This is a genomic window from Bacillus sp. H1a (assembly GCF_000633475.1).
In the GTDB taxonomy this organism is placed as follows: Bacteria; Bacillota; Bacilli; order Bacillales; family Bacillaceae_G; genus Bacillus_A; species Bacillus_A paramycoides.
In genome coordinates this window covers 36,479-49,227 of the sequence record NZ_AYMH01000042.1, presented here as the reverse complement: position 1 = coordinate 49,227, position 12,749 = coordinate 36,479, and the positions used below count along the sequence as shown (strand labels likewise).

Here is a 12,749-nt window from a genome sequence, read left to right as displayed (position 1 = left end):
AAAACATCCTCTCATGTATGAGGATGTTTTTTTACTTTCTTGTAAACCATGCCGTACTTAATAATTGAATCGCTTTCGCAATTTCTTCTTCTGATAAAATCGCAAACCCAAGTAAAACTATATTTTCAGGTGCAGTACCGTCTTTATAGTACGTAGAAACAGGATATAATTTAATACTATATTTTGCTGCTTCTTTAATTAATTCTTCTTCTCGCATTCCATTATGTACTTTTAATAAAATGTGTAATCCTGAATCTTCTCCTATCACTTCAACACGATTAGAAAAATACTTTTCTATTTCAAAAACAAGCCGATCTCTCTTCTTTCGATAGACGACACGCATTTTATGAATATGTTTTTCCCAATGTCCTTCATTTAAAAACCTTCTAATCACTTCTTGGTCCATTCTTGAAACACTTTGTGTATAAAACAAATATTCCTTTTGATACTTTTTAATTAAATTCTTTGTTAATACCATATAGCTCATCCGTAACGATGGCAACAATGCTTTAGATAGTGTACCCATATAAATAACTTTTCCATCCGTATCTAGCCCTTGCAGTGCCGGTATTGGCTTTCCTGAATAGCGAAATTCACTATCGTAATCATCTTCAATAATATACCTACCTTCTTCTTTCTTCGCCCACTGTAAAAGCTGCATCCGTCTCGTGATAGGCATGATCATTCCATACGGGAACTGATGAGAAGGAGTTACAAATACAACATTTGCATCGCTATGTTCTAAATCTGCAATACAAATTCCATCCCTATCTAAAGATAACATTTGAACTCTTTTTTCTCCCTGTTCAAAAACAACCATTTTCCTATGATACCCTGGGTTTTCAACGGCATAATTGCTTCCCTTTAACAATTGAAATAGTAACTTCACTAATATTTGTGTTCCCGCTCCTAATACGATTTGACTAGCTGAACAACGCACACCTCTAGATTCATACAAATAGTTCGCAATTTCTTCTCTTAAGCTCACTTCCCCTTGAGGGTGCCCAAGAAAGAGCAAATCATTATTATGTGGCTGCCATACATCATTTATAAGTTTGCGGTACATAGTGAACGGAAAAGTATTCGTATCGACTCCCGTTTGTGTAAAATCAAATTTATAATTCTTTTCCTGAAATGGTACCTCTCCTATTCTCTCTTCGCTTCCTTCTACAGAAACCATTTGCTCAATTTCACACACAAAGTAACCTTTTCTCGAGATTGACTCAATATAACCTTCTGCAAGTAATTGTTCGTAAGCCGCCTCTACTGTATTTTTACTTACTTGTAAATGTGTTGCTAACTTTCGCTTAGCTGGTAACTTCGTAAAAGGTAGAATCGTTCCATCTTTAATTTCTTCTTTTATATACTCATACAATTGCACATACAATGCCTTTTTACTATTCATATTTAAATTAGGCGTTAATTCTAACATAATATCTGACCCCTTAATAAAACTAAAATCTGATACTTTTTACAGTACCAGAAGTTATATATAATTCCTTTTATCATGTCACACATAAAAAATCAAATACTAGAGAGGAGATGCATGATAATGAACAATAGTAGACGCATTGGACTTATGATGATTATTACAGGAGCTACTTTATGGGGATTATCTGGTCCCATGATTCAGTGGCTATTTCAACATACTAACGTATCATCAATTGATTTTTTAACAATTCGCCTGTTACTCGCAGGAATATTCATTTTATCCTTCTTGCTTATTAAAAAACAAAACATATTTCACATTTGGAAACAACCTAAACACTTTATACAGCTTTTAATTTTCTCTATTCTTGGCATGCTTGGTGCTCAGTACGCTTTTATCGAAACAGTTCATATTAGTAATGCCGTCACGGCAACACTATTTCAGTTTCTAGGTCCCGTTCTTATTACAATTTACGTTGCGTTTGAGCAAAAGAAATTTCCTGCTTCTATGCAAATACTCGCAATTATAACTGCTCTAACAGGGACATACTTTATTATTACAAATGGCTCAATTGAAAATATTATTTTATCTAAAGCAACCATTATTTTTGGCCTATTAACAGCAATTGGATTTGCATTTTATACTCTTCATCCGGCTTCTCTTATTAAGGAATGTGGAACAACAATAGTAATTGGATGGGGAATGTTAATTGGAGGGATTGCATTGCTTATTTGCAATCATTCGTTTGGATGGAATCAGCTTTCACAAACCTTCACACTCCAAACTTTTTCTATGCTTATTCTTATCATTATAAGCGGCACTCTTTCTTTCCTTCTTTATATCGGTAGTCTTAAATACTTAGCAGCAACCGAAACAAGTATTTTATCTAGCATTGAACCACTTGTAGCTGCCATCGTTTCAATTACTTGGCTTAATGAATCTTTTGGAGCATATCAATTATTAGGCGGTGTATGTATCGTTCTTTCTGTTATTTTTTTAACGATGCCTCAAAAAGAGCGGGAACAAATCTTTACAACTGAACAAGTATAGATAATGTCAAAAGAGGTCGCACAAAACTTACGACCTCTTTTTATGATTTAAAGGAATTGTCCCGCCTTCTAGCAAATACAATTACACTAACAATAAAAAATAGGAGTGTGGCACCATGAAAAAAATCGGAACTATGCTACTTTTCTCCTTCCTCATTACTGGCTGTGCGCAACCGCAACCCGATTCAAAAGCGCCTAAAAAAGAAGTAATAGAAACGGCATCCTCTCAAATTAACGCACCTTCCTTTTTTCATCTTAGCGTTTTAAAAGATGTAAATTGGGAAGAAGCGCCATCCTTCGTAGATGGAAAAATGCCTTTAAAGGGCATTGAAGGAAAAATCGCAATGGCTGATAGCCCCATCATCGCAAATGAACAAAATGAAATAATGTGGTTCTTTCTAGATCCTGAAATGCCAACCGGAAAACTATCTATTATCGCGTTAAAACAAGGTACTACAATTCCAACACCAATCCTCTTTCAAAAAGAAGCTTCCAAACAAACTTGGACTACTTCCAATATAGTCGATACTACAATAAAAGAACTCCCTCTCGTAATGTCATTACCTTCATCTGGATTATGGGTATTAAATATATATGTGAACGAAAAATATTATAATCAGTTTGTAATCAATGCCGAGTAAAGTGACAAAACTGAAACACTTCCTTACAACAATGTAATTTCCACGTCACGTACTTCGATAGTTGAATTCTCTCTCTTCCCTTATACTTAAAGTAAGAAATGAAACGAGGAGAGATGAGAGATGAAAAAAATGATAGAAGTGATCGTAGCAGTAACTGAGGTTTTAGTAAATGGTAAACAAGTTGCAATGGAATTAAATAAATAATGAGGGGACATGAATAACTCTACACTTCTTCTTCATTATTTTGATTTCTTATCTCAAAAAAAGCAGTGCCTTAAAGGCACTGCTTTTTACTATTAATAACTTGGCATTTTCGTAATTTGTGCCACTCCTGAATCAATGGCTGCTTTTGCTACTGCTTCTGCAACACTTGGAACAACTCTTTTATCTAATGGATTTGGAATGACATAGTTCGCATTACGCTCTTCATCCGTAATAATGTTAGCGATTCCATATGCTGCCGCTAATTTCATCTCTTCTGTAATATCCGTCGCGCGCACATCTAACGCACCACGGAATATACCAGGAAACGCCAATACATTATTTACTTGATTCGAGTAGTCAGAACGCCCAGTTCCTACTACAGCTGCCCCAGCCTCTAGTGCATCCTCAGGGAAGATTTCTGGAATTGGATTCGCCATTGCAAATACAATTGGTTTCTCATTCATCGACTGTACAAGCTCTTTCGTTAATACGTTAGGAGCTGATACACCAATGAAAATATCAGCCTGATGAATCGCTTCCTTTAATGTTCCACGTACATATTCTCGATTTGTCTTTTTCGAAACTTCGATTTGCGCTTCGTTCATCCATGTTTCACCTTCACAAACAATACCTTCTAAACTAACTAACGTGATGTGCTTTGCGCCAGCTTTTAATAATAATTTTCCAATTGCGATTCCTGCCGAACCCGCACCGTTAATAACAAATTTCACATCATTCATTTGTTTACTTACAACTTTTAATGCATTAATAACAGCTGCTAAAACGACAATAGCCGTCCCATGTTGATCATCATGAAATACAGGAATATTAGTTTCTTCTTTTAATCGTTTTTCAATTTCAAAGCAACGTGGTGCTGCAATATCTTCTAAATTAATACCTGCAAATGTAGGCTCCAAATTTTTCACAAGGGTAACGATTTCATCCACATCAGTCGTCCCTAAACATAGCGGGAAAGCATCTACATTCGCAAACTTTTTAAATAAAATACTTTTCCCTTCCATAACAGGCATAGCCGCTTTCGGTCCAATATTCCCTAAGCCAAGTACTGCTGTTCCATCTGAAACGACTGCAACCATATTCCCTCTTGCTGTATAGTCATACACTGTTTCTTCATCTGCTGCAATTGCTTTACAAGACTCCGCTACGCCTGGTGTATAAGTCAGGCTTAAATCATCCGCTGAATTCACTTCTACTTTACTTGTAATCTCAATTTTCCCTACTAACTCTTTATGCAATAACAATGATCTTTCATTAATTTGATTTTCTAACATACTTATAATCTCCCCTTAATTTGACAAGCTAGCTATATGAATATAGCTAGCTTGTTCGATCATGAAAACATTTTTAATAAAATTGTCGCTGTTACAACCATTGCTGCTCCGCCTAAACGTGTTGAAATTTGCGCAAACGGCATTAATTCCATACGGTTTGAAGCTGATAAAATAGCAACATCTCCAGTTCCACCTAAACCACTATGACATCCAGTTACAATCGCTGATTCAACTGGATACATTTTCATCACTTTCCCTACAAGAAAACCTGATGCTACCATTGTAAGAACAACCGATGCACAAACAACAACATACCCTACAGAAAGAACTGCTGCTACGTCTTTTAAAGGAATATATAACAATCCTAAACCGACCATTAACGGCCAAGTTAAATTCTTTGAAATAAATTTATATAAATGGAATGCACCTTGCTCCATTTTTGCTGGCATTAAATTAAAATACTTCACAATTGCCGCTGAAAAAATCATAATGATCGCTCCTGGAATACCGATAAACTTAGAAGCGAATCCTCCGAAAATAAAGAATGTACATGCAATCAATAACCCTGCTCCCATTAATGAGAAATCAATTGGTTTTTCTGCATTTTGCTCTTTTAATAACTCTGCTTGATTATCTGTTTTTACTAATACACCATTCCCACTAAGCTCAGGTCTCTTCTCACCTAATCGTTTCATATAGCCTGCACTCACGATCGCAAACATATTTCCGATAATAGCTGCTGGAATAAGCTGTGATACAAATGTTGCTGATGATTCATTTAAAATATCACTGTATGCTAGTGATAATGGTAAAATCCCTTCCCCAATACCACCACTCACAATAGGTACGATGATAAAGAAGAATGTATGCTTCATTTCAAATCCAAATAGTGAACCAACTAATAATCCTACTACTATAGAAGCTAACGTTCCTACTACTAAAGGAATAAACATGCGAACGAAACCTTGTACTAACACTTTGCGATTCATTCCTAAAATACTTCCTACTACTAAGCAAGAAATATATAAATATAAAAAATTCGATTTTTTCATTAACATAGTCGCAGCTTCCATTGAAGCTGGATTCATCCAGTTAAAAAATACAAGTAACGATGGAATAAATAATGAGAGAATTGCTGGACCACCGATATTTTTTAAAATTGGGATTCTCATCCCAATGTCACCTAAGAAAATACCCATAATCATAATAACTGCAAATCCGCCGATCATATCTGCTGGTAATTTATTATATACAGATGCTCCATAAATAATAGCGGCCAATACTAAATATAGCGGTAAAGGTATAACACCGATTTTAATATTCATAATTTTAGAAGCGAAAGATTCACTTTTTAATTCATTTCCCTCAGGAAATGATACCGCTTCCACATTCTTTTGAATTCCCATATGGCACCCCCTTGTTTTCTTAATAACAATATTAAAACGCTTTCAATAGTAAAAATAGTTTTTGTAAGTTTTGTAACTGGTTTTGTAATTAAAAAAAGTATAAGCGGCTTATAATAAGTCGCTTATACGTAAAAATCTATTTTATTTTGGTCAACACATCTTAATTTACTTACAGGTCTTCCCACATGTTGATACACCATTTCGTTTTCTAAAACTCCAATTTCAGTCAAAAACATTACATACTTTCGAATAGAAACTCTTGAAACCCCTACTAATTTCGCCATTTCATCTGTTGTAAATGCTTGTCCATGAAGCGACTCGATTTTCTGCCAAATTAGTTGCAACGTTTGCTTCGTTAATCCTTTCGGAAGCTCTTTAGTGACAGTAGACTCTCTTTTTTCTTTTTGTAAAATTAACGAATCTAATTCTGATTGACTAATTTTTTGTTGTTCTTTCATAAAAGTAAGTTTTTCTCGATATACAGTTAACGCCTCTTTAAATCGTTCAAATGTAAATGGTTTAATTAAATAATCTACCACTCCATATTGTAATGCTTTTTTTATACTCCCCATATCATGCACAGCTGAAATCATCATAATATCAATTTCTTTTTCTTGATTCCGAATATACATTAAAAGCTCAAATCCAGTCTCCTCAGGCATAAAGATATCAAGTAATACTAATTCTACTCGTGATTTCTCTAATACTTCTATCGCCTCTTTTACTGATTTAACTGCATGAACAAGTTCAAACCCTCCCACTTGCTCTAAATAATGCGTATTTAACATTGCAACCATCGGATCATCTTCTACAATTAAAACTTTGATCATCTTATCTCTCATCCCTACTTTTAGGTATTTCAATTGTTATCGTTGTTCCCTCTCCTACCAATGAATGAATATGAATTTCCCCATTTATTCGCTGTATGCTTTCCTTTACAAGGTGCAAACCATACCCCCGATTATCACCCTTTGTGGAATAACCTTTTATAAATAATGCATCCATTTCATCTTCTTGTATGCCTTTCCCTGTATCATGTACTGTAATGATTAATGTATCCCCATATTGTATTCCAACTTCAACTTGCTTCTTTTCACAATTCGTCACCGCGTCTAATGCATTATCAATTAAATTTCCGACAATGGTGATTAGTTCATGAATGATACGTTCATCATATATTTCTGGTAAGTAAGAATCTTCACTTATAATTAACTTTATATTTTTCTCTCTAGCATAACTAAGCTTCCCTAATAAAAAACCAGCAAATACTGGACTTTTAATTTTTTTCATAACCCCACCAATTTCATATTGATGCTCTGATACCATACTACTTACATATTTCTGCAATTCTTCATACTGTTTCATATGTGTAAGCCCTAATACGACATGCATTTTATTCATAAATTCATGAGATTGTGCCCGTAATGCTTCCGCATATAACCTAATACCAGTTAGTTCTTCTGCTAATTTTCTAATTTCTGTTTTATCACGAAATGTTGCAATCGCGCCAACTATTTCTCCTTTTACATATAAAGGGACACGATTCGTAACAATCGTAATTCCATAAATATTTTGTTCTTCGTTTAATTGTACCTCTCCAGTTTGCAATACTTCTTTTATACGTGAATTTGGCATGTACAATTCAACATCTTTACCAATAAAGTCTTCTTCAAGTCCACTTTTCTTAAATAACCGTTTTGCCTCATTATTGATTAAAGTTACGTTCGCCTCTTTATCTACAGCAATAATACCTTCTTTCACCGAAAGCAACATCGTATTTCTTTCTTCAAGAATTTTCGCTATCCTATGCGGCTCAAGGCCAAATAAACTTTTCTTTATATGTCTAGCTAGCAATATCGCTCCTATAATGCCAACCAACACTCCAACTCCAACACCTATATAAATAATATGTCTACTTTCTCTCACTCTTTCTTTTACATTATCTGCTGAAATTCCAACCGCAACCGCTCCAAGTTGTTCCCCTGTTTCAGAAAAAACCGGCACAAATACTCTCATAGAAATCCCTAAAGTTCCTTCTGCCAATGATACATGTTCATTCCCCTTCAATACGGGCCCTTCATCTCCCCCAATAAAATGATGACCTATTTTTTGAGGATTGGGGTGAGATTTTCGGATTCCATTCATATCCATAACCACAATAAATTGAACATCCGTACTCTTTAATATCTTATTTGTATACACTTGAATCAAGGCGGTATCTACTTTCCCCGCCAACCCATCAATTACAATAGAATCATCCGCCACAATACGTGCAATCGTTTTTGCCTTCTCTGCTTGGCTATCTTCTGTCGTTCGTTCAACATTATGGCTAATCAAAATATCTGTTACGAGCAAAGAAAAAATTACAACTGTACACACTAATAATGTAATCGTTTTCCATAAATTCCATAGTCTTTTTCTTTTTTTCATCCCGTTAATGACTCCCCTAATTGCTGTATAGAAAAATAAGTAAGGTGATATCATTTCCACCTTACTTATTTCCTGTTATTATACTTTAAATTTACTAATCATTTCTTATAATTCTTCTGTCATCTCTGCTAAGTTTTGAGTGACTAAACTAACTTATTCCATTTAATTGACTTGTTCTTCTGTAGCCTTTGCAATCTCATCAATGGCATTTGTTACTTCATTTTCATCGCCAGCTAAACCTTTCATTGTTTCTGCTACTCGATTAATTTTGGAAACAAAATATAATAATAACATGTATTTTTTTGTTGATTATGCATTTTTTACATATGTAGTTATTCTTAAAAGTTTAAATTATGAAATAAGAGAACCTCTATACATAGAAGTCCTCTTTCTTCTTATCATTTTTGCTTCTTTAAAACGCTTCTCACAAAACCTTCTTTATAATCCGTATACCATTTTATTTATATAATTCCCTTAATTTTTTTTGAACTTTTCACATAACTAATTGCTTGACTTCCCATCTGTACCCACGCCTTTTCAAAGTTTTCTCTCGGCACACTTACATCTGGGCTATCGTTAAGAGGATCATGAATATATACGGACTCCTTATCGTATCCAACAAGTACAACACAATGTTCACTATAAGTAATCGAAACATCACCATTATCTGTTTCCCATGTAGCAAATTCATCCTCACCTAATGGTGCATATGTTGCATTCGTAATCATTACTACCGGTTGCCCTGCTTTTACACTCTTATAAATTCCTTCTATACTTTTTCCCGTTAAATCCACAGCTTCATTCGGTAAATATTTTTTCGCTAATTGAAAGAGCGGTCCGTGATATACACCGTATCCTGATTCAGAAAATGTATAAATATCCCCTACAAATCCTTCATTCGGATTTCCACGTGTACCATTATCCTCAAAATCAACTTTCTTTATTTCATCTGCCAATTTCATCTTATCTACAGAAACACCTGCGTATTGTAACATCATCGCTAAGCTCGTCACTTCGCACCCTCTCTCTAGCTCTGGTAATTGCTGAATTAAAGGCACATTTGATAAGACGATTTTTTCATCACCTTGATTATTAGTGGATACTGTTTGTTTCTGACTTTTTGTAGTGGATAATGTTACTCTCTTTACTTTTTCGGCATACTTTGTAAACCCATTCGTATATATGCCCCATATTACCGCCCCGAATATAATCACGTACATACACACTTTCAAATTTCGTATCATGCTCCTATTCTCACGCCCTCTTTAATTCGTTAAATAAGAATAAAACGCATCAGCATCTGTTTGAATCATCGGTACAAAATTTAGTTCTTTTCCCTTTTCAGGTTGTTCTCGTTTTATTTTTTCTGCTAAATCTTGAATATTCATATTCGTTCTATCCATATTAAGCTCATCCGCCATTTGCACCACTTTTTGTTCATTAATTTCTCTTAATACTTGATATATATCTTTGCCGTATAGATCAATATGATATTTTTTTGCTTCTTCCTGTACTTTTTGTTCATACACTTCTTGTGCTAGATCTCCTATCTCTTTTCCTTTTTTAGAAATACCTAGCTTTTCCGCTTCTTCTCTTACTTTTGTCCCATAAATTTCTTCCGCAATATCTTGCATTTCTTTTCCCTCTATTGAAACGCCTAGTTTATCTGCTTCATTATTAATTTTGATTGTATTAATTTGATTTATTAAATCCACAATCGATGTATTCTCTATTGATATTCCTAGTTTTAATGCTTCCTGCTTCACTTTTGTTTCATAAATTTCTTCTGAAAGAATTCCAACATCTTTTCCTTCTGTTGAGATACCTAATTGTTCCGCTTCTCTTCCTACTTCCGTTTCATGAATTTCTTTTTCTAACGTAATTTGTTCTTTTCCATTCGTTTCAATGCCTAGCTTTTCTGCCTTTTCTTCTGTATGCATCGCATTTATTTTCCCATCGTTTAACTGTTCTTTACTGCGCTGCGTGTAATCTGTCTTTCCTTTTGTCGTTCCAGAAGGAGAGGCGCCTCCTAATATACTTAAACTCATTACTCCAATAGCGCATACCATCATCATCTTCTTTTTCAAGACTTCTTCCTCCCTCTCACGCTTTCTTTTTCCATCTTTCCCATAATTTTTTTAATACTATACATCAATTTCATCACTGTTAGAAATAACAGTATGATTCATCTAATTCATCCAAAAATATCTACTCCAGCGTCTCTTTCTATTACAAATTCCCATGATGTAATACATGATACAAGTTGTTCCTTAACTTTCCCTTAAAAAAAAGACGACCTTGTAAAAACAAGATCGTCTTCTCACTTATAATCGTTGATTTTTTGGGAAAATCACTTCCAAACAAGTGCCTTCTCCCCATTTGCTCTCTACCGATATTTTTCCGTAATGTTTGTCTACAATCCAATTAGCGATTGAAAGACCTAATCCAGCACCTTCTGATGAACTTCTCGCTTTATCTCCTTGATAAAAACGATCAAATAATTTTGGACTATCCTCTTCCTTAACTCCTATCCCGTTATCCTTCACCTGTATGCGAATTGAACTACTCGTTTGCGCACAATTAATTTGAATATGTCCACCTTCATTCGTATACTTCATCGCATTATCTAACAGTATAACCATCATTTGATGGATTCTCTCCCTGTCACCCATAAACAGTATGTTACGTTCTACGTTTAACATCATCTCTTTTTCTTGATAAGAAGCAATTTCTTTATATGGATCTACTATTTCTTCTAGCAATTTATCCAATTCAAATGTTTTCTTATCCATCTCGATTTGATTAGAATCCGAACGCGCCAGCAATAATAAATTAGCTACAAGCTTCGATAACCGTCTACATTCCTTTGAAATTGTAGAAATATCTAGCACTTTTTCTTCTATCGTAGCGGATGGTGACTGGAATAATATATCTGTTTTTGATTGAATAACCGCAAGTGGCGTCCTTAATTCATGCGATGCATCAGAAACGAATTGCTGCTGTTTCTCCCATGAATTTTGAATCGGTATGAGTGCTCTACCCGCTAGGAAAAAGCCGATTCCTATTGCACATAGGCTTCCTATCCCACAACCGATTATAAGAATTAACAATAATGTGCGAAGTACTTCTTTTTCAGTAGTTGTTTCACGTAATATTTGAAATGTAAGGTTCTCTCCAAACCGTGTAGTTACGTGAACTGCTCCAGTTCTATAACTTCTCCCCTTAATTTCTATATCATAGAAATCTCCAACTTTTTTTGGAAATAAACTTGTTTGATTCTCTTCAAAAAAGCTGCGATCTCGAGATTTTTGGTCTATATCTTGCAACTGATTATTTTCATTCCATACCAATAAAGAGACCCTTGAATCTCCTATACGTAAATCTTTATTTAATTCAAATTGAGCGGGACCTTGGCGCTTTTCTCTCGTTATCTTCATAATAAACTCTCTTATCGATCCATCTACTCCCTTGTAGATTTGATCATATGTATATGAATAAACTAAACTTCCCAATATCCCAATTAATATAATAAACACTAACGAATTTAATATAGTCAGACGAATGCGTGTTTTTTGAAACATACTTCCCTTTTTCATTGTTCTTTCAATATATATCCAATACCACGAACAGTTTGAATATCTTTCTGATAACCGAATGGCTCTAATTTTTTACGTAAATGATGAACATACACTTCTACGATGGCTACTGTTGTATCTGAATCAAATCCCCAAACACGATCAAAAATTTGTTCACGCATTAAAATCTTACCGCTATTTTGAATGAGGTACTCTAGAAGTTCATACTGTTTTAAAGTCAACTTAATTGCTTGTCCATCTACTTGTGCATCTTTATCTTTTCCAAACAATTCGATCCCTTTATAACGAATTGTCTGCTTTGTTGTTAAACTACCACTTCGTCGTAATAAAGCACGAATTCTCGCTTTTAATTCCGGTGCTTGAAATGGCTTAACAAGATAATCATCCCCGCCAAAATCTAAACCTTTTACTCGATCCTCCAAAGAATCTTTCGCTGTTAAAAATAAAACTGGCGTTTCAATCTTCTCATCTCGTATTTTTTGAATAACTTCAAATCCATCCATTTCTGGCATCATGACATCAAGTAAAATTGCATCATATATATTTTGTAATGCCAAAAACAAACCATCTTCCCCATCCATTGCCGTGTCCACTTCAAATTCATCACGTAAAATTTGTACTATAGACTCCAATAAAGAAGCATTATCTTCTACTACAAGTAAGCGCATCGGCCTTTCTCACCTTCCACAATATATTTCAATT

The 12,749-nt window shown here is 34.6% G+C and carries 12 protein-coding genes; 2 read left to right on the top strand and 10 right to left on the bottom strand.

Annotation, left to right across the window (positions count from 1 at the left end; genetic code table 11):
• Positions 1-31: 31 nt before the first annotated feature.
• Entirely contained in the window at positions 32-1,432 is a 1,401-nt protein-coding gene (locus tag U860_RS0119140) for a PLP-dependent aminotransferase family protein (protein ID WP_025149758.1), read from the bottom strand.
• A 120-nt stretch (positions 1,433-1,552) separates the two neighbouring features.
• Between U860_RS0119140 and U860_RS0119135 the strand changes: the two genes are divergently transcribed.
• Positions 1,553-2,479 carry a DMT family transporter gene (locus U860_RS0119135; RefSeq protein ID WP_025149757.1) on the top strand — a complete coding sequence of 309 codons (927 nt, stop codon included), beginning with the start codon at positions 1,553-1,555 and terminating at the stop codon, positions 2,477-2,479.
• A 115-nt stretch (positions 2,480-2,594) separates the two neighbouring features.
• Complete coding sequence (locus U860_RS0119130) at positions 2,595-3,119, top strand: DUF4871 domain-containing protein (protein ID WP_025149756.1); 525 nt, start codon at positions 2,595-2,597, stop codon at positions 3,117-3,119.
• A gap of 296 nt (positions 3,120-3,415) precedes the next feature.
• On the opposite strand, the gene U860_RS0119120 is transcribed toward U860_RS0119130, so the two are convergent.
• The 9 genes from U860_RS0119120 to U860_RS0119080 all read right to left on the bottom strand — a co-directional run bounded on the left by U860_RS0119120 (position 3,416) and on the right by U860_RS0119080 (position 12,715).
• Positions 3,416-4,615, bottom strand: a complete 1,200-nt coding sequence (locus tag U860_RS0119120; RefSeq protein ID WP_002174798.1) for a malic enzyme-like NAD(P)-binding protein — start codon at positions 4,613-4,615, stop codon at positions 3,416-3,418.
• 59 nt (positions 4,616-4,674) lie between these two features.
• Positions 4,675-6,021 (bottom strand): 2-hydroxycarboxylate transporter family protein, encoded by a 1,347-nt coding sequence (locus U860_RS0119115; protein WP_025149755.1) that lies wholly within the window; start codon positions 6,019-6,021, stop codon positions 4,675-4,677.
• A 122-nt stretch (positions 6,022-6,143) separates the two neighbouring features.
• Positions 6,144-6,851, bottom strand: a complete 708-nt coding sequence (locus U860_RS0119110; protein WP_002174796.1) for a response regulator — start codon at positions 6,849-6,851, stop codon at positions 6,144-6,146.
• Position 6,852: 1 nt separating this feature from the next.
• The gene (locus tag U860_RS0119105) at positions 6,853-8,451 is read right to left on the bottom strand and encodes a sensor histidine kinase (protein ID WP_025149754.1); all 1,599 of its coding nucleotides are present in this window, start codon (positions 8,449-8,451) and stop codon (positions 6,853-6,855) included.
• A 162-nt stretch (positions 8,452-8,613) separates the two neighbouring features.
• Positions 8,614-8,745, bottom strand: a complete 132-nt coding sequence (locus U860_RS36890) for a hypothetical protein (protein WP_269431810.1) — start codon at positions 8,743-8,745, stop codon at positions 8,614-8,616.
• 167 nt (positions 8,746-8,912) lie between these two features.
• On the bottom strand, positions 8,913-9,671 hold the full coding sequence (locus U860_RS0119095) for a C39 family peptidase (RefSeq protein ID WP_025149753.1): 759 nt from the start codon (positions 9,669-9,671) through the stop codon (positions 8,913-8,915).
• Positions 9,672-9,716: 45 nt separating this feature from the next.
• A complete protein-coding gene (locus U860_RS0119090) occupies positions 9,717-10,538 on the bottom strand; it encodes a hypothetical protein (protein ID WP_025149752.1) in 822 nt (273 codons plus the stop codon).
• 237 nt (positions 10,539-10,775) lie between these two features.
• Positions 10,776-12,047 (bottom strand): HAMP domain-containing sensor histidine kinase, encoded by a 1,272-nt coding sequence (locus tag U860_RS0119085; RefSeq protein ID WP_033795458.1) that lies wholly within the window; start codon positions 12,045-12,047, stop codon positions 10,776-10,778.
• Positions 12,044-12,715, bottom strand: a complete 672-nt coding sequence (locus U860_RS0119080) for a response regulator transcription factor (protein ID WP_025149750.1) — start codon at positions 12,713-12,715, stop codon at positions 12,044-12,046. The genes U860_RS0119085 and U860_RS0119080 overlap by 4 nt, the downstream gene beginning before the upstream one ends.
• Positions 12,716-12,749: the final 34 nt, after the last annotated feature.

What these genes read in the sequence shown, in the direction of transcription:
- U860_RS0119085 (WP_033795458.1), bottom strand. Translation starts at nt 12,047, where the DNA reads ATGAAAAAGGGAAGTATGTTTCAAAAAACACGCATTCGTCTGACTATA.
- U860_RS0119115 (WP_025149755.1), bottom strand. Translation starts at nt 6,021, where the DNA reads ATGGGAATTCAAAAGAATGTGGAAGCGGTATCATTTCCTGAGGGAAAT.
- U860_RS0119110 (WP_002174796.1), bottom strand. Translation starts at nt 6,851, where the DNA reads ATGATCAAAGTTTTAATTGTAGAAGATGATCCGATGGTTGCAATGTTA.
- U860_RS0119120 (WP_002174798.1), bottom strand. Translation starts at nt 4,615, where the DNA reads ATGTTAGAAAATCAAATTAATGAAAGATCATTGTTATTGCATAAAGAG.
- U860_RS0119080 (WP_025149750.1), bottom strand. Translation starts at nt 12,715, where the DNA reads ATGCGCTTACTTGTAGTAGAAGATAATGCTTCTTTATTGGAGTCTATA.
- U860_RS0119135 (WP_025149757.1), top strand. Translation starts at nt 1,553, where the DNA reads ATGAACAATAGTAGACGCATTGGACTTATGATGATTATTACAGGAGCT.
- U860_RS36890 (WP_269431810.1), bottom strand. Translation starts at nt 8,745, where the DNA reads ATGTTATTATTATATTTTGTTTCCAAAATTAATCGAGTAGCAGAAACA.
- U860_RS0119105 (WP_025149754.1), bottom strand. Translation starts at nt 8,451, where the DNA reads ATGAAAAAAAGAAAAAGACTATGGAATTTATGGAAAACGATTACATTA.
- U860_RS0119130 (WP_025149756.1), top strand. Translation starts at nt 2,595, where the DNA reads ATGAAAAAAATCGGAACTATGCTACTTTTCTCCTTCCTCATTACTGGC.
- U860_RS0119095 (WP_025149753.1), bottom strand. Translation starts at nt 9,671, where the DNA reads ATGTACGTGATTATATTCGGGGCGGTAATATGGGGCATATATACGAAT.
- U860_RS0119140 (WP_025149758.1), bottom strand. Translation starts at nt 1,432, where the DNA reads ATGTTAGAATTAACGCCTAATTTAAATATGAATAGTAAAAAGGCATTG.